At 39.4% G+C, this 16,956-nt stretch carries 12 protein-coding genes and 1 riboswitch; of the genes, 6 read left to right on the forward strand and 6 right to left on the reverse strand.

Annotation, left to right across the window (positions count from 1 at the left end; translation table 11 throughout):
• Positions 1-60: 60 nt before the first annotated feature.
• The 4 genes from ACXAC4_RS07460 to ACXAC4_RS07475 are packed head-to-tail and all read right to left on the reverse strand — an operon-like array spanning position 61 to position 5,255.
• The gene (locus ACXAC4_RS07460) at positions 61-612 is read right to left on the reverse strand and encodes a DUF4136 domain-containing protein (RefSeq protein ID WP_475160286.1); all 552 of its coding nucleotides are present in this window, start codon (positions 610-612) and stop codon (positions 61-63) included.
• A 59-nt stretch (positions 613-671) separates the two neighbouring features.
• The gene (locus ACXAC4_RS07465; RefSeq protein ID WP_475160287.1) at positions 672-3,458 is read right to left on the reverse strand and encodes an ATPase; all 2,787 of its coding nucleotides are present in this window, start codon (positions 3,456-3,458) and stop codon (positions 672-674) included.
• Positions 3,455-4,006 carry a condensin complex protein MksE gene (locus ACXAC4_RS07470; RefSeq protein WP_475160289.1) on the reverse strand — a complete coding sequence of 184 codons (552 nt, stop codon included), beginning with the start codon at positions 4,004-4,006 and terminating at the stop codon, positions 3,455-3,457. The genes ACXAC4_RS07465 and ACXAC4_RS07470 overlap by 4 nt, the downstream gene beginning before the upstream one ends.
• Positions 3,993-5,255, reverse strand: a complete 1,263-nt coding sequence (locus tag ACXAC4_RS07475; RefSeq protein ID WP_475160290.1) for a hypothetical protein — start codon at positions 5,253-5,255, stop codon at positions 3,993-3,995. The genes ACXAC4_RS07470 and ACXAC4_RS07475 overlap by 14 nt, the downstream gene beginning before the upstream one ends.
• Before the next feature lie 148 nt (positions 5,256-5,403).
• Between ACXAC4_RS07475 and nhaD the strand changes: the two genes are divergently transcribed.
• The 3 genes from nhaD to ACXAC4_RS07490 all read left to right on the forward strand — a co-directional run bounded on the left by nhaD (position 5,404) and on the right by ACXAC4_RS07490 (position 9,900).
• On the forward strand, positions 5,404-6,651 hold the full coding sequence (gene nhaD / locus ACXAC4_RS07480; RefSeq protein ID WP_138482439.1) for a sodium:proton antiporter NhaD: 1,248 nt from the start codon (positions 5,404-5,406) through the stop codon (positions 6,649-6,651).
• A gap of 130 nt (positions 6,652-6,781) precedes the next feature.
• A riboswitch (Lysine riboswitch) is annotated at positions 6,782-6,955 on the forward strand.
• Between the two features lie 81 nt (positions 6,956-7,036).
• Positions 7,037-8,383: a lysine-sensitive aspartokinase 3 gene (gene lysC, locus ACXAC4_RS07485; RefSeq protein ID WP_475160292.1), complete on the forward strand. Its 1,347-nt coding sequence runs from the start codon at positions 7,037-7,039 to the stop codon at positions 8,381-8,383.
• A gap of 194 nt (positions 8,384-8,577) precedes the next feature.
• The gene (locus ACXAC4_RS07490) at positions 8,578-9,900 is read left to right on the forward strand and encodes a sodium-dependent transporter (RefSeq protein WP_475160293.1); all 1,323 of its coding nucleotides are present in this window, start codon (positions 8,578-8,580) and stop codon (positions 9,898-9,900) included.
• Between the two features lie 569 nt (positions 9,901-10,469).
• On the opposite strand, the gene ACXAC4_RS07495 is transcribed toward ACXAC4_RS07490, so the two are convergent.
• Positions 10,470-11,669 carry a DUF642 domain-containing protein gene (locus ACXAC4_RS07495; protein ID WP_475160295.1) on the reverse strand — a complete coding sequence of 400 codons (1,200 nt, stop codon included), beginning with the start codon at positions 11,667-11,669 and terminating at the stop codon, positions 10,470-10,472.
• Positions 11,670-11,933: 264 nt separating this feature from the next.
• Complete coding sequence (locus ACXAC4_RS07500) at positions 11,934-13,574, reverse strand: SulP family inorganic anion transporter (protein ID WP_475160296.1); 1,641 nt, start codon at positions 13,572-13,574, stop codon at positions 11,934-11,936.
• A gap of 156 nt (positions 13,575-13,730) precedes the next feature.
• Between ACXAC4_RS07500 and ACXAC4_RS07505 the strand changes: the two genes are divergently transcribed.
• The 3 genes from ACXAC4_RS07505 to ACXAC4_RS07515 are packed head-to-tail and all read left to right on the forward strand — an operon-like array spanning position 13,731 to position 16,843.
• Positions 13,731-14,942 carry a lipoprotein-releasing ABC transporter permease subunit gene (locus tag ACXAC4_RS07505; RefSeq protein WP_475160298.1) on the forward strand — a complete coding sequence of 404 codons (1,212 nt, stop codon included), beginning with the start codon at positions 13,731-13,733 and terminating at the stop codon, positions 14,940-14,942.
• A complete protein-coding gene (lolD, locus tag ACXAC4_RS07510; protein WP_475160300.1) occupies positions 14,935-15,624 on the forward strand; it encodes a lipoprotein-releasing ABC transporter ATP-binding protein LolD in 690 nt (229 codons plus the stop codon). Before ACXAC4_RS07505 ends, lolD begins: the two co-directional genes overlap by 8 nt.
• The gene (locus ACXAC4_RS07515; RefSeq protein WP_475160301.1) at positions 15,617-16,843 is read left to right on the forward strand and encodes a lipoprotein-releasing ABC transporter permease subunit; all 1,227 of its coding nucleotides are present in this window, start codon (positions 15,617-15,619) and stop codon (positions 16,841-16,843) included. The genes lolD and ACXAC4_RS07515 overlap by 8 nt, the downstream gene beginning before the upstream one ends.
• Positions 16,844-16,956: the final 113 nt, after the last annotated feature.

Consider the following 16,956-nt stretch of genomic DNA (forward strand, 5'->3'; position numbering starts at 1 on the left):
AGTAATTTACTTTAACACATAGAATAAAAAAGCCAGCTAAGCTGGCTTTTTTATTAAGGTCTAATACTGAGTTTTTGGTGGAAAGTTCTTTAAAATCTCAGCGATGGTTTTATTAATTGCTTCAGTGCGTTGCTCTGGTGTTTGTTTCTTACGTAAACGACCTTCTTTTGCACCACGCCAAACCAGTTGATTTGATTTAGCATCGACAATATCAACTACGAGAGTGCCGACATCATATTCACGGGTTGTAGTTTGAGTTTGATAACCCCAGCCCCAATAATTCCAGCGCGCAGAGTAGGTGGTTTGCATAGTGTCCGATTCTAATTTTTGATCAACAGATGCATGATAGTTTACTAATACATCCGCGTTTTTAGCGTCAACAAACTTGAAGCCTTGTGCAGCTAAATTTTCAACAATGGCTTTACGAATGCGCTTTTCCATTAAGTCGTTAATCTGATAGTCACTACCGTGATTTTTAATATCCGCATGTTCTGACCATGAAAATGTTTTGTAGTTAGAAAACTTAACAGAGGTATCATAATCCCAATCCGGTGTGCTACCACAAGCCGCAACGAGTGTGAGCAAAACTGCAATAAATAAATGCTTTAACATAGCGTTCTCCTAGTTCCTGGGCTCCATCCCAGTTGATAATGTCATTTGCTTTCTGAGACCTAACTGGCCTCAGAATGTTCCACTTCAATCCAATCTTTTTCGTCAACCCAGTTCTGACTGCCATCTTTTACACTACGGATTGGCACTAAATAGTCACAACTGATTTGCGGTTTAACCGAAGCAAAAATTGGTACAAAGCCGAAACTCAATGCGGTTTCAATAATGGCTTTTTGGTTTTGCGGGTCGATATCAGCCGCTTCATCTATATAGATAGGAATACGATACAATGTTTGTTCCTGATCTGATAATAGATAACGAATGAACAACATACCACATAACAGCTTGATTGTAATACGTGTTCCGTTAGAACCAGCAGAATCGATTTTATCGAAATGTTCAGTCTCACCGGCGCGATTAACCACCTCAAACCGAATGTCGAATAGATCGGTAAGCGTTAAACCAGCTTTTTCGCTGGCGAGTTTGATTAAATGATCTTTTGCTGCATTTACGGCTTTTTCGTCGGTAGATGAGTCACTTAACAGGTCAAGATTGTCACCTTTCTCATAACTGTTAGACGTACTAATAATGGTATCTATAGAATCAACCAGCATCTTACGAGGGATCACGTTGATCTTAAACGCTTGTAAATTTGAGATCCTATGCTGACTGATCCCTTTGTTAAAGCTATTCATCTCTCGACGCAAGCGGTCTAAATCTTCACGTAAACCTTTAATGGTTGCAGCTACCTCAGTGAGAGCAACACGTGCTTGTTTCTCAACCGCGTCACGTTCATTGTCAATATTATGATATGCGCTGATAAGTTTTTGATACTTAGTAAATTCATCAGATTCATTATCAAACTTTGTGATACCCGCATTGTAAATATGCAAATAGGTATTACGCACGTTGACAGCTAGATTACGTAGCTCATGGCAATCTTTATTGAACTGATGGATCACATCAGCCAAGTTATCGAAATCGAGATTTATCTCAACAGGGTAAGGCGTTTGTTGCTCGCTCACTATGTCTAGTGTGTGATCAATACGCTCAGATTTAACCTGTTTTAATCTATCACCTTGACGTTTAATTAAGTCTTGCTTCGATAAGATAATTGAACGCCTATCTGAGATTGAGCTCGCGTTGCGTTGAATATCTTGAAGGTAACTGTCTACTTGCTCGCGCTCAGCGTCTAATTGCTCTTTTAGTAGAGATTGTGCTTCAACAGATTGCAACATGGTTTGGTATTGCTCGAAGCGTTTTAGCGTTGCTTCTAGGGCCATTAGCTCGTCATATAAGGTATCACGCTCTTGCTGTTTTTGTACTACGTTTGCTGCAACTTCACGCTGTTGTTTGAGCTCGACTAAAGATTGCTGTAATGATTCTAACTGCGCTTTTAATTGTGCTTTGTTCTCGCCACTTTGCATTTGCACAGGGCTGAGCTTTTTAAGCTTAATGGTTGCACCTGGTAGTTTTAATTCACCACCTTTTACGCTGTTAGATAAGTTGGCTAAGAACTCACCGAAGGCGTCTTCGTCATGAATGTCAACTTCACCTTGGCTAGTCGTCGCAAAGCTCAGAATATCTGGATTCAAAATACGAGAAATTTCTTCCACTTCTTTTAAAGACAGATCTTCACGCATACGAGTAAATAAATTGAACTCAAGATTTTTAAGTTGCAGCTTGAGGCTCTTGATCTGTTTGTTATTTTCATTAATACGATAATCAAGGGTATGTAAGCTTTGCCCTTGGGCGCTATTTATAGAAAACGACAACTGCTCATATTCTTTTTTCAATAATTGCAGATTAGTTTTTAAGGTCGCGTGATTGGTTAATTCGAACTCAGTTTTAAGGGCCGAGTAGTCAATAAACCACTGCTCAATTTGCGCTTGGCGGCGGGCAATGTCGCCAGATTGTTGTAAGTAAAGCTGTTGCTTTTGTTCGAAGTCGTGTTTTTCTTGCTCTATGTCTTCTAGTTGAACTTCAAGCTCACTCATTTGTGATTCTTGATAATCGGCAAATTCCACCAATGCCATATCAATTTTAGGGGCGTAGGCGGCAAGTTTACCTTTTATGCCACTCTCGCTATCGAGCATTTGTTCAAGGGCTGCAATGGGCTCTTGCATTGACTCAAGGGCAGCAAGTTCGCGACGAGAGTGGTTTACTTTATCAAAAGCGCGACGCCATACTTCATAAAAGTCGACTTTTGAGTTTGACATGTGGCGTTCAAATACACGCAGCATAAAGCGTTTTACGTCTTGTGCGCCTAACTTATGTAAGTTAAGAATTCGTCTGAAAATCTCTTTGTAAATAGACGCATCTTGTACGTTATTTAATGGGATCATTTTTAGGTTAATATCACCATCAAATTGCGTTGCGCCACCAATGAGAAGGGCATTTAGCTCTTGCGCTTTTAATTCGACCGCTTTTTTGCCCTTTCTCTCCAAGTGATTAAACAGCTTCGTATATTTAATGATGCTTTTGTCTTGCGTGAAGTCGTTTAAATCTAGCTTACCTGGGTAGCAGAAAAACTGGTGGGCGTAACCTGCAATCTTACCTAAACCTGCAACACCTATGACGACATCACCATGGGGAAGATTGGCTTCAAGTAAGATATAACTTTGATCGCTTGAGAAGTAGAACTTACGTGTTTCTTCTAAGTCGTGACCATCCCACTCAGTTAAACGCAGGTCGTTGATCAGTGGAAATTGCAGTGCATTAATTACCGAGCTTTTACCAGTATTGTTTGGCGCACAAATAGAGGCACTCTTATTTAGCGGGATCACACATTTTGCATAGCCCGCCGTATTTAACAGTGCAAGCTTACTTAATCCATATAACTTACTCATACTTCTTCCTCGAGTTCGTCAAAGTTATTATCATTTACTTCCATTAATGCATCTATATATCTATAAACTGGTGCGAGTAATACAAAGCCTTGCTCAACTTCTTTAGCCAGCCCTAAGCGCACCATGCGTAAATACACGTCTTTACGAAGTTCTGAGCCTGAAAAAATTTCGAGCTGATCAAAAAGGTGTTTATTGAGTTGTACCAATGTTTGCATCAGTTCTAAGTCGGCGATGTTATCAAAGAGAGCGCGAAGGGGATCTTTACCTTGGTTCGCGTAATGCTCGATAAGAATATAGATAGTTAATGCAATGGCACGAGAAATCTTACCCATGTTAGGTGTGCTCTCATCACTGCCTAAATAGTAAAAACCTCGGGCATCATGAATAAGGTCGTGACCTAGCGCAGTAAATAAGGCTTGGTAAGCATCAATGTTTTGGTCTAGTTGCTGCCATAAGGTGGTGTCTTGTTCACTGATGTGATACCCGCTAACCAATTTTTTATTGATGGCTTGTAATTCTGATAAATCAGTTAAATTAATGTTTGTCATTCTTTTGTTCTTGCTTGTTGGCGGCATTAAATGGATACAGTTTGAATGTCTGTCCCGAAATAGACACGCTTGTGCGTTGTTCGTCCTGTTGTAATTCGAGACCTGTATCGTTGATTAACTTTTGATATAAAAACAGCATCTCATCGGCTTCGAGATCTGGATATTGTTCTGATAAGAAACCTAAAATTGCCGTTCGCTTTTTGCCTGTTTTTGCGAAAGTCGTTCTTACGTTGTTGTAATCTGGAATATTTGGGCTTTGATAGGCTGGTACGTCGTTTTGGTCGGGGAGTTCGTATTCGTCATGCTCAAACTCTACTAGGCTTGCCATATAAGCGACCATGTGGCGTTGCTGGCCTAATGAAAAGCGTTGAATATCAGAGACAAACTCAGGCTGTACGGCACTTAATGTACGATCAACGCCATTTTTACGAATAAGGCCCAGTACTTTAGATGCTTGTCGCGTAATAAGGTTGTTACGTCTTAGTTCTTCTCGCAAAGGCATTAGCATATCAGCACTTTTACGCAGACTTTCTCGACCAACTAGGTGCATATCAAGAATACGAGTACGAAGTTGTTCTAGCATGCGCTTATCAATATTGCCTCGGCCAAAGAGTTCAATGTGTTCTATCTGAGAACTAATTTGCATTTCTATGCGACTAAAGCAGCGGTGAAAGTCACCACGTATATCGACCATTTCCAACATGGGCTCAATATACTCGTCGAAGGCTTCTATGACGGCTTTATAACGCTTTTGAAGTGAAACATGGCTAGTATCAGACTTTGCTTGCTCTACAATGTTAAAAATAGCGTTTTCATTGTGATTAAACAGCTTGACGATTTTACGTACGCGCTCGTCCATAATGCGGCTAAAGCGACGTAACTCTGTAAAGTCTCCATCTTCACCAGACTGTGCTAGGCGGTTCCCGAGTCGTTCAAGATCTTTGACTAAAACCGTTATTTCTGCAGCAAGGCCTAAGTCCTCTTCTTGTAATAAGAAACTGATGAACTCAGCAATCGCTCTGTTGATTTCTAATTGTGACGATTTTGCCAGTGGTATGATTATTTCCTGATTTAATAATTTATTAGTTTCCTTGAATATTTTGTCACTTTTCCAATGAGGGTTTTTGTTTTTTATGATGTTTTGAACGTCTTTGATGCTGAAGTCAGTCATTTTGAAACGTTTAAACAAAAGCTCAATGACAGACCAGTGTTCAGTGAGCGTATTTAAAACTTTCTTCGCTGGGATCATATTTTTCCACTTTGTGTCTTTTTTGTGAAAAAAGACCGTATTTTATACTTATATTGATAGCTTACATGTACCTATAATGCTAGAATCTGCGCCGACTTACGTTACCCACCATTTTTGTTAATTTTTAAACACAGGTTGTTTACGCATTATGGTTACTACTATAATCCTAACACTGATAGCGATAGCTTTTGTGCTCATCGTTATAGAGGATATAATCCATGTAAACAAGGCCAAAACTACACTTTTTTTTGGTACTTTATGTTGGATTATCGCCTTTATCTCTCCAATACATGGTCAAAGCCCAGAAAATGTACAACATGAGCTAAACCACAACATATTAGAGATAGCAACCTTGTGGCTATTTTTAATGGCCACCATGACTTTCGTCGCTTATCTAAACTCTAAAGGCTTTATACAAAATATCGTGCACCGTGTCATGCCATCACAAATCAGCGAACGTAAACTCATGTTCCTAGTTGGCATTGCCGCTTTTGTATTTTCGTCAATTTCAGACAATATTACAGCAACGCTTATTTCATTAGCTGTTGTTATGTCGCTGAAATTAGACCCAAAGAAGCTTATAAAATATGCAACTTTAATCATATTTAGTGTCAACTCAGGGGGAGTATCATTGATCACAGGCGATGTGACAACACTTATGATATTTCTTGCCGATAAAGTAACCATTCCAGACTTATTATTGCTCGTGGCTCCAGCGATTGTGAGCGTAATCGTGTTGGCTACATTGCTGTCATTTGGCATGAATGAAACGATTGTGTTTGAAAAAGAACAAACACGTCGTATCGAGAAAACGGATGTAACAATAGCGTGTATTTTTGCATTAACGGTTTTTTCTACTTTATTTTTGAGTGTTGAGTATCAAGTGCCACCTTTATTAACCATGTTATTTGGCTTGTCACTGATGTTCTTAGTTGCTCAGTTCTTAATGCGTAAAAAAGACGTAAACCGTAAAATTATTGACTACATTCGCGAGATAGAATACGACACGCTGCTGTTCTTCGTTGGTATCCTACTTGTGGTTGGCGCACTAAAAGAAGTGGGTTTCTTAGTTAAGTTCACTCAGTTGTATGACTATCTAAAACCCGAGTATGCGAATTACATTGTTGGTATTATGTCTGCAGCAGTAGATAACGTGCCTTTAACTGCGGCACTTTTAAAAGCTGATATCACTATGTCTACACAGCAGTGGCTAATGTTTACCTATGCAACGGGAGTTGGTGGTTCAATGCTGATCATCGGCTCTGCTGCAGGCATTATTGCAATGAACAAGGTTAAAGCACTGACATTTGTGAGCTACTTACGTATGTTCTTTTATCTACTTATAGCTTATTCAGTAGGTTATGTAGGTGCTTATTACGCAGGCATGATGATTTAGAAGCTTTAAGTACAAATTAGTTAAAACAGTACTTGACACCTAGACGTCTAAAAGTTACTTTTTAAAAACCCGCACAAACTTGCGTTTGCGCGGGTTTTATTTTGCCTAAGTTCATCTTAGATTACGCAAAATAAACAGAAGAGGCGCGAAACTTAGGTAGCTGGTTTGAGGTGACGTATACCGATGACGGTCAGTGAGGGAAGTGTTCGCCGAGAAGAATATCAGTACGTCGCTGCTATTTTTCGGTTTACGAGGCTGAATCCTCGGAACTGTCACCGATTTATGGTGGAGAGCTTCTGGCAATGAGCATATCAAATCTATCCGTATATTCTTGCCGAGTTCTCCTTATTGATGTTGAACACACAGTGTTCATAAAGGAGATAAAATGACTTCCCAGTTCACAGTTGCTAAGTTTGGTGGTACAAGTGTCGCCAATTTTGAAGCAATGCATCGCTGTGCACAAATTATTCATGATGATAATCAAGTACGTATTGTAGTAGTGAGTGCCAGTGCAGGTGTTACTAATCACCTAGTGACATTAACTCAGCAAAAAGCTGATTTAGCAGAGCGTAAAACTCTTGTTAAAGCAGTACTTGATATCCAGGACGCCATTTTAGAAAAACTGACACTAGATGCAGACTTAGCAGCCGGCTTTTCTCAAACAATTAGCGAGTTTGAACAGCTTGCTGAACTACCTGCGTTAAGTGCACAGCAATGTGATGAAATGCTTAGCTTCGGTGAGCGACTATCCTCTTTTCTATTCACTCAAGTATTACGTAATCTAGGGGTTGCTGCTGATAGGTTTGATGTACGCCAAGTACTTAAAACTGATAACCAGTTTGGGAAAGCGACGCCTGACGTGAGTGCAACTGCAAATGCAGCAGAGCAGCATTTATTGCCACAACTTGCAGACAAAGTATTAGTAACACAAGGTTTTATTGGCAGTGATACGTATGGGCAAACAACCACGCTAGGCAGAGGTGGTTCAGATTACAGCGCCGCATTATTGGCGGAAGCGATAGGTGCACAAAGCGTACAGATATGGACAGATGTTGTAGGCATATTCAGCACAGATCCTCGTTTATGTAAAAAAGCGTCACCGATTGCACGATTGAGCTTTGATGAAGCGGCTGAAATGGCCACTTTTGGTGCAAAGGTATTACACCCAGCAACCATCTTACCTGCGAGTCGCAGCGGTATAGCTGTCTTTGTTGGTTCTAGTCGCGAACCTCAAGCCGGTGGTACTTGGATTGAAAAAGAAACCGAATCAAAAGCTGGGATCAGAGCCGTTACACAACGTAAAAATCAGATTCTTTTAACGTTAAAGAGCCCAGAAATGTTATTGGCGAGCGGCTTTTTAGCACGTATTTTTACGATTTTAAGTAAATATAATATCTCGGTAGATTTGGTAACCACTTCTGAGATAAGTGTTGCCATCACACTTGATAATGCATTGAGTTCTTCTAGACCTGAACTAGATCAAGCGTGTTTAGAAGAGTTGAGTGAATTCTGTCATGTAACGGTAGAGACCAATCTGACATTGGTTGCCCTGATTGGTTCTGAGATCCAGCTTCGTCAACACGAAGTGAATTTTATGAATGTGCTTAAAGACTTTAACATTCGATTAATTTGCCATGGCGCTAGCAAGCACAATTTGTGTTTCTTAGTTGAACAAAGTGAATCAGATAACGTTGTTCAGTCGATACATGCGCAACTGCTAGAAGCGTGTTAAGAAGGCGTTTCATTGTTAAGTTTAAAAAAAGCGAGCTGAGCATTAATGCTCAGCTCGCTTTTTTAATACAAATATTTGATAGAAAGTGTCAGTACCATAACTAGAAACTCTATGTTATTAAACTCAGTTGCTTCGCAAAGGGTTTTAACTTGCGTATACTCACCCGTCTATAACAAACACATAAAGATATCAAAATGGCTCAATTGCGTGATGGCTTTCAAAGTCGCCTAGGCTTTGTTTTGGCAGCTGCTGGTGCTGCTGTAGGGCTTGGAAATATTTGGGGCTTTCCTACCCAAGCTGCAAACCATGGTGGTGGTGCATTTTTATTAGTGTACTTTGTGGTTATATTTCTTTTGGCATTACCAGCTTTGTACACTGAGTTGTACATAGGTCACCAAGCACAATCTAATCCAGTTAAAGCACTTAAACAAGCATGGCAGGATAGCAATCCTAAAGTGGGCGCTACAGCAGGTTATGTTGGCCTATGTGGTGCCATTGTGATGTTAAGTTTTTATTCGATCGTTGCTGGTTGGATGCTGGCCTTTTCACTTGAACCACTTGCAAGGCTATTAGAACTAAATAACCTCGCAGAATTCTTAAAAGGTGACTCAACATTGCGGAATTTCATTTTCACCCCGCTTATGTTGTTGCTTACTGCCAGTATCATTTTGCAAGGTGTTAAGTCTGGTATAGAGGCATGGTCTAGAAGATTAATGCCCTTATTATTGTTATTACTTATCGGTTTAATTGGTTATATGGCAACGCTTGACGGTGCTATAGAAGGCTTTAAGGCTTATTTAGTACCAGATTTTTCAAAAGTAACAGATCCTGATTTGGTTATTGCTGCTATGGGTCAAGCTTTCTTCTCACTTTCATTAGGGGTTGGCTGCATGATGATCTATGGCTCGTATTTAAAACCAAATGAAAATTTACCTAAATTAACTGCGAGTGTTGCCTTGCTTGATACTGGTGTTGCTTTTCTTGCCGGTTTATTAATCATTCCTGCAATATTTGTTGCGCAGCAAAGTGGCGTTGAGGTTTTTCAAGATGGTAAGCTGATCGGGGAAGGGCGCTTGATTTTTGCTGTTTTGCCAGAGCTATTTATGAATATGGGGCAAATAGGCTTATTTGTAGGTCTAACCTTTTTCGTACTTATGTCTATTGCTTCATTAACTTCTACAATATCTTCTACTGAGATACCCGTTTCTTTTTTAGTAGAAAACCATGGTTTGAAACGAAAAAGTGCCACAATTTGGGTAACTCTAGTGATTATGTTGGTTTCAACGACGATTATACTTAATTTTGAATGGCTATTTGGTTTGATTATCAGTGTGTTCACACAATATCAATTACCTTTAATGGGACTGTTCTACTTTTTGACAGTAGGCTGGATGTGGCAAAGAGGCAATAAGCTTTTAGAAGCAAGTAGCGGTTTCCATTATTACTTTGCGCAATATGTTCGTTTTGTATGCCCGGTATTAATGACTGCGGTATTTGTAAATGTAGCTTTGAAATAGGTAATACGATTAAGCAAAGCCAAGCAAGTTTGTATTAATCACAAAGCACTTATACATAAAAATTTATAATTCAGCCCTAACATTTGTTGGGGCTTTTTTATGTTTATTAATTCATTAAAGTAACCAATTAAGAATTTTAAGCCCAAACTTGAATAACCTAAGCTGTAGATAACAAATTAAATGACAGCGGCTAATCTTAATTAAAACGGCTTGCACTTACACAAAATAGATCTGTAAATTCTCCTTGTTTTTCTGAAGATTATAGTCTGATGGTGTAGATTTCTTTTTAAACAATGTTTCAGGTTTTTTTTCAAATAGACAGAGGTTGAAACTGATCCAAGTTTAGAGGAGTTTAAACTGCTGTTAGCAGAGCCAAAAGTGATAGGCTTCTTTGTGGAACTGAAGTTAAAGCTGCAAGTTGCAGTTTATCAACCTTTGAGGATAATTAGGGCCTTTTTACGTAATCAACAAACTCTCTATGCTCGATAGATAGGGTTTTGAAAGGAATTTTAAGGTAAATTTGGCGCAAAAAAATAGCCAGTAAAAACTGGCTATTTTCTAATGAATATTTAGTTGCAGTAGTTGTCTACAAACGTTAAGTCATTAATGTGTTCAGGTGCATCCATCACATAGGTTGCAACCGCTGTTTGAGGATTTACACTGTAAATTTTTGCGTTTTCTCCTGACACACGACCTGATACGTATAGAGCACCGTTGTCAGAAATTGCCAAACCAGATGCCCAATTAATTCCGTGATGGCCGATTAATGTCAGCGCCATAGTACTGTCATCAATCGCGTAAAGAGACTTGCCAGTTAACACATATAGCGTGTTGTTATCTGCAGAATAGGCAACATCACCGTGTGAGAATGTGTCACCAGAATAGCGCATTTTACCTAAAACCGTTTTCTCGCCAGTTTGTAGATCGTAGTCGTACATATATGTTTTGCTGGTTGCACGTAAAGACTGACCGTCAGCGGTAACTGCAGAGCGATAGATAGGCCATGAAGTAGCATCTGCTTCAGCGGTTTGAGTACCTGTTTCTAAATCTAAAGACCAAAGCTTAGATGCTTTAGTTTTTGAATCTAATTGTTCCATGAAATATAGCTTGCCGTTGTGGCTAGCAATGTTAGATGCTGTGTTTTGTGCGCCAGCAACAACACTGTACGTTTTAGATTCAAGATCGAATTTGTATACGTATCCTGTTTCTAGGTCGCCATAATTATTAATACCGAAAATACCTGTGTGGCATGCTTGCTTTTTAGTCACACTTACATTGTCGATGAATGCGCCAAGGCTATCGTTCTTGCCTGTACCAACAAAACGCAACTCAGATGAATCAGAGTCAGCAGTTACAGTGACGTTAAATGACTGCCAACCGCGAGTTGTAGAATTAAGGCTTAGTACAGTTTGACCATTCCATTTAACTTCTGCTTTGTTTGTTGAACTATTACCTTGGATACGAGGAGAGTAATAAAAAGAAACTTCGTAGCTTTGACCAGCTTCAGTGGTAATATTTTGATATACACTGTGGTTAGCAGTTGAGTCTAACTCAATGTACTGATTGCCGTCTTGCGCATTAATGATGCCCAGTCTTGAAGTTTGAATTTCAAAACGTGCGCCTTCACGCTCCCATCCGTTAACTGAATTCAACAATGTCCATTTAGAGTTGATCACATTTTCTTCAAACGAGCCGTTTGTAACTAAATTGCCAGCCATTGCAAATTGCGTTGCAAAAAGCGTCGACATTGCTAATAAAGATAACTTCATATAGTTGTTCTCCAAGTTTAAAAACTGCTTACAACAAACTTTGAAAGCGAAATTAATCCTATTGTCGTATTTTACGTAGGTTTCGTCAACAATTAATAAACAATTAAGTCAATAATTCGTTTTGTGCAGTAATTTAATATTCCAAAGACTTATACAAGCAAAGCAAATGCCAGTTAGTAGGTTTTTGATTTTAATTTATAAGAGAAGAGGTTTTTGAAAGTCGTTTTGGCACAAAGAGTCTACTTTGTGCCAAAACGATTGAATCTACATTGATTCCAACGCGCGTTCTAATGCATCAATTCTAGAATTACAAAATGCATTTTCACCAAGTTTTTCGTTAATTTGAAAACGATGGAGTTGATCAGATGTTTCTGAGTTTGGCGAGAAGATAAAGACTTTACAGTCTGCATCTAATGCATCAGTAATCGCATTTTCAAGCGCTAGACTCACAGTTACATCAAGCATTGGCACATCACTTAAGTCTAAAACCATGGCTTTGTATTTACTTATATCGCGATGTTGACGTGCAATGGCTTTAGAGACACTGAATATCATGGGACCCGATAAGTAAAAATAGAGCAGTTGACCGTTCGCTTGTTCAAATAATGCTTGTTCTGATTTATTCATCGGAACATCGTCATCAGAGTCACTAATGGCTTTAACTTGCTCTGATTGTACACGGCTAAGTCGCTCTATCACCATGATATTTGAGATAAAGACACCTAAGCCTACAGCTGCAATGAGATCTACAAATACAGTGAGTAACATTACACCATACATAATTGCCATTTGAGATATGCTTAATTTATGCGCTCTTTGAATAAAGCTCCAATCAAGAATATTTATACCAACATATACGGCAATACCCGCTAAAACAGCCAAGGGAATTGGTTCGGTTAAGCCTCCGGCTACAAAGACAACCGCCATTAAAATCAGCGCTCGGAAAATACCCGCCAAAGGAGAACGTGCACCGACTTGGATATTTACCACTGTGCCCATAGTTGCACCTGCACCAGGTAACGCACCAAATAAGCCAGAGATGATATTTGCAACACCTTGACCTCTTAACTCTTTATCAGAATCATGCTCAGTTCGAGTTAAGCTGTCGCCTATAACGGCAGTTAATAAGGTATCAATGCAACCCAGAGTCCCCAGCACTAGGGCATCGATTACCATTGATTGGAATTGGTCAGCAGTAAAAGTCGGGATAACGATAGAGGGTAGGCCACTTGGTATCTCACCGATCCTACGAATGCTATCAGTATCAAAAATGATTACTGAAACTAAGGTCACTGCAACGAGTGCGACTAATTGAGCTGGCACATATTGGCGATATTTCTTAGGGAAATAAAACAATATTGCTAATGTGGCCGCACCTAATAACAACTCTGAAAACTGAATATTTAATAGAAGTTCAGGGAGCTGACCTAAAGTACCTGTTACACCACCTGCGGGAGCTTGGTGGCCTAATAAAGGCGCAAGCTGTAATATGATCAGGATAACGCCAATACCTGACATAAATCCAGAGATAACAGAGTAGGGCATTAGTGTTACGTATTTACCGAGCTTTAAGGTACCAAGTAACACTTGAAAAGCACCGGCCATCATCACAACTGTGAAGCCCATAGCCAGGCCAGATTCAGGATATTTAGCCATCATTGCGGTCAAAACTGCGGTCATAATAACCGTCATTGGACCAGTTGGCTCAGAAATCAGGGAAGTAGAACCACCAAACAAGGCAGCGAAAAGACCGACTAAAATTGCACCCCACATACCTGCTTCAGCACCGGCTCCTGAAGCAACACCAAACGCGAGGGCAAGCGGGAGAGATATTATGGCAGTGGTCACACCACCAAATAAATCGCCCTTTAAATTCATATGCTTATATCGAGATAGAGATAACATAGAACTTCCATACCGCGAGATTTCACGCATTTTACACCAAATTTTCTTTTTAACTATCGGATTTACAAACTTTTTTACAAGTTAGTATTTATATATGTAATGTTACTTTGTGGTAGTATGCAGGCATGTCTAATATGAAAGTTGAATTTATTGCATATGTTTCAACCAGTTAGCCTTTTTGTTGGGCTTCGGTATGCCAAAGCGAGCAAAGGAAATGCGTTTATTTCATTCATTTCTTTTTTTTCTATTGCAGGTATCACATTAGGACTTATGTCCTTGATCACAGTGAGCTCTGTCATGAATGGCTTTGAGCAAACACTAAAAAATGCCATGCTGGATATGATCCCCCATGTGCAGCTAAAGCCTGAAGATGAAATAAAGGCCTCTAATAATCTAAAGGCGCAATTAGCCGATTTAAGCACGGTTAAGCGAGTACAATCTTATCTCACATCAGATGTCATACTTCAAACTAATGAAGAACTTTTAGGCGTTAGATTACAGGGTGTTTTTGAAGGCGGGACCTCGCAGTTAGAGAGTCATATTGAGTCAGGCAGTATCAAGCAATTTCAATCAGGTAAGTATCAATTAGCCATTAGTCGTTACTTGGCAAATAGTTTAAAAGCTCAGGTCGGTAGCCAAATTAGAGTAATAATGCCTGAAGTCACAACCTACTCGCCCATGGGTAGAGTGCCTGCACAGAGACTATTTACTGTGGCCCTTATTTACAATTCAAGAAGTGAAGCTGATACACAACTTGCCTTCGCAAATGGTCAAAGTCTAGCTAGATTAATGAGGAAAAAGTCGGAATCTCAATTAGATATTAGTATTTCACTACATGATGCTTTTTCTCTTGAAGACTTTTATAAAGAGCTTTCTAGTCTAGATACCTCTAATTACACAAATATTGACTGGCAAGTACAGCAGGGGGCTTTGTTTGCAGCCGTTGCAATGGAAAAAAGAGTAATGTCTTTGTTGCTAGGGCTCATTGTCTTAGTCGCGATTTTCAATATTATTTCGGGTCTTTCAATGATGGTCAAAGAAAAGCAAGGTGAAGTAGCCATATTGCAAACCTTAGGTTTTACACCGGCTATGATATCGAAAGTGTTTATGGTTCAAGGACTTTATAATGGTGTTATCGGTACTTTATTGGGGTTATTTGCTGGTTTATTACTGGCAAATTATATCAATGAAGTGATGTCAATGGTCGGCTTGTCTTTATTAGGTGGGATGATCTTACCCGTTAAGTTTGAAGTCACAGGTCTAATTATCATGGCCACATTGAGTGTTTTATTAAGTTTTATAGCTACCCTTTATCCAGCCAAACAAGCTGCGAAAGTAATGCCTGCTGAGGTTTTAAGATATGAGTAATTTAGTAATTGATTGTCAAAACTTAGGCAAAGTTTACCAAGATGGGAAGAACAAAGTCGAAGTGTTGAAAGGTGTAAACTTACAGCTAGAGCAAGGACAAATGCTTGCAATAGTTGGCAGCTCTGGATCGGGTAAGAGTACCTTATTACATATTCTTGGCACCCTAGATCATGCAACAACTGGGCATGCAAAAATTAAAAGCACAAATGTTGCGGAGCTATCAAGAAATCAGCAAGCTGAATTTAGAAATAAACACATGGGGTTTATCTACCAATTTCACCATCTATTGATGGAATTTACTGCACTTGAAAATGTTGCTATGCCACTTCTAATACAAGGTGTCAAAGTAAATAGTGCACATTCTGAAGCACTTAGTATGCTAGAGAAGGTGGGATTAGAGCATAGAGCTGAACATAAACCATCTGAGTTATCAGGTGGTGAGCGTCAACGCGTGGCTATCGCTCGCGCACTCGTTACAAAACCTGCATTAGTTTTAGCTGATGAGCCAACTGGTAATCTAGATAAACAAAATGCCATTAAAATTTATGATTTGTTAAATGAGCTTAACCAACAACTTCAGACTAGTTTTGTCATTGTTACACACGACTTGGAGCTTGCAGAAAAACTTGGCCGAAGTGTGCAGTTAAATGACGGTGTGTTAACTGAGGTTAGTCATGCTTAGCCTGTTTTTATCAAAGCGCTTTAGTCAATCTAGGCAGAAGGGTTTCGCTTCAATCCTAAACAAAGCGTCTACTATAGGCGTTTTACTTGGGGTGAGTGTGTTAATCGTGGCCTTGTCGGTCATTAATGGCTTTGAAGAGCAACTTGAAAAGCGGCTTTTATCTGTTGTGTCTCATGTCACCTATGATGCACCTTATGATCCAATCAATGATTGGCAATCAAAGATACATATTCTAGAGCAACAACAGGGTGTTGTTGCAGCTGTACCTGAAATAAACGTGACTGGTATGGCTCAATTTAAAGGTAAGTTAAAAGCGGCTCAAATAAAGGGTATTGATGTTCATTCACATGAAGATGTATCAAGCGTCGGTGAGTTTATAAAAGATGTCAGTATAAAGAACTTGGCACAAAATGAAGTGATTTTAGGTGCTCAAATTGCTGCAAGCCTAAACCTTTCGATTGGTGATAGTTTTACTTTATTAATCGCTAATAAAAATGCGAAGTCAATGTTGTCAGCACCTAAACGACTAAAAGTGACGTTGGCCGGTTTGGTTAAAATGGGCGGCCCGATAGATCAGTCAATGGCGCTGATTAGCTTAGAGTCTTTACAAGCATCACTCAGTCTAAAACCAGACCAAGTCACAAGCTTGAGAGTCAAAGTGACGGACGTATTTGAAGCTCATACTATTGCTATGTCCGCAGGCAGAAGCTTACCGGATTTAGTGTATGTAAATAGCTGGTTTAGAACGCAAGGCAGTTTGTATCAAGATATTCAAATGGTTCGTACTATTGTATTTCTAGTGGTTATTTTGATTATTGCTGTAGCAAGTTTTAATATCGTTTCGTCTATGGTGATGGAAGTTAAAGATAAGCAGTCGGATATCGCAATACTTAAAACAATGGGCGCCAAAGACAGTACTATTTTTTCTACTTTTGCTTTTAAAGGTGTTGGTAATGCGTTGCTAGGTTCACTAGTTGGCAGTGCGCTAGGTGTTTTAATATCTCTCTATTTGCCTGAATTATTTGTCTGGTTTTATGGTGAGGGAACACAAAATCCACTTTCAGGCGTCTATTTTGTTGAGTTTCTTCCATCAAAATTGATCTGGACCGACATTGCTATCACTTTAGGCGTAACGTTAATACTCGCACTTTTAGCCAGTATTTATCCTGCTTGGCAAGCAACAAAAACTGATCCAGCAAAGGTGTTAGGCAACGGTTAAGAATCAAAGTTTGGCTGCAAGAAGTATTATAATTTGATGATAGACAAGCTCCGCAATGAATGCTTTTTGTGCAACTAAATCAATAAATAAAATTTTGTGCCCGCATATGTTGA

This window comes from Pseudoalteromonas sp. AWM4_233, from assembly GCF_056158285.1.

Coding starts and splice junctions, on each gene's coding strand:
- ACXAC4_RS07460 (WP_475160286.1), bottom strand. CDS start 612: ATGTTAAAGCATTTATTTATTGCAGTTTTGCTCACACTCGTTGCGGCT.
- ACXAC4_RS07465 (WP_475160287.1), bottom strand. CDS start 3,458: ATGAGTAAGTTATATGGATTAAGTAAGCTTGCACTGTTAAATACGGCG.
- ACXAC4_RS07470 (WP_475160289.1), bottom strand. CDS start 4,006: ATGACAAACATTAATTTAACTGATTTATCAGAATTACAAGCCATCAAT.
- ACXAC4_RS07475 (WP_475160290.1), bottom strand. CDS start 5,255: ATGATCCCAGCGAAGAAAGTTTTAAATACGCTCACTGAACACTGGTCT.
- nhaD (WP_138482439.1), top strand. CDS start 5,404: ATGGTTACTACTATAATCCTAACACTGATAGCGATAGCTTTTGTGCTC.
- lysC (WP_475160292.1), top strand. CDS start 7,037: ATGACTTCCCAGTTCACAGTTGCTAAGTTTGGTGGTACAAGTGTCGCC.
- ACXAC4_RS07490 (WP_475160293.1), top strand. CDS start 8,578: ATGGCTCAATTGCGTGATGGCTTTCAAAGTCGCCTAGGCTTTGTTTTG.
- ACXAC4_RS07495 (WP_475160295.1), bottom strand. CDS start 11,669: ATGAAGTTATCTTTATTAGCAATGTCGACGCTTTTTGCAACGCAATTT.
- ACXAC4_RS07500 (WP_475160296.1), bottom strand. CDS start 13,574: ATGTTATCTCTATCTCGATATAAGCATATGAATTTAAAGGGCGATTTA.
- ACXAC4_RS07505 (WP_475160298.1), top strand. CDS start 13,731: ATGTTTCAACCAGTTAGCCTTTTTGTTGGGCTTCGGTATGCCAAAGCG.
- lolD (WP_475160300.1), top strand. CDS start 14,935: ATGAGTAATTTAGTAATTGATTGTCAAAACTTAGGCAAAGTTTACCAA.
- ACXAC4_RS07515 (WP_475160301.1), top strand. CDS start 15,617: ATGCTTAGCCTGTTTTTATCAAAGCGCTTTAGTCAATCTAGGCAGAAG.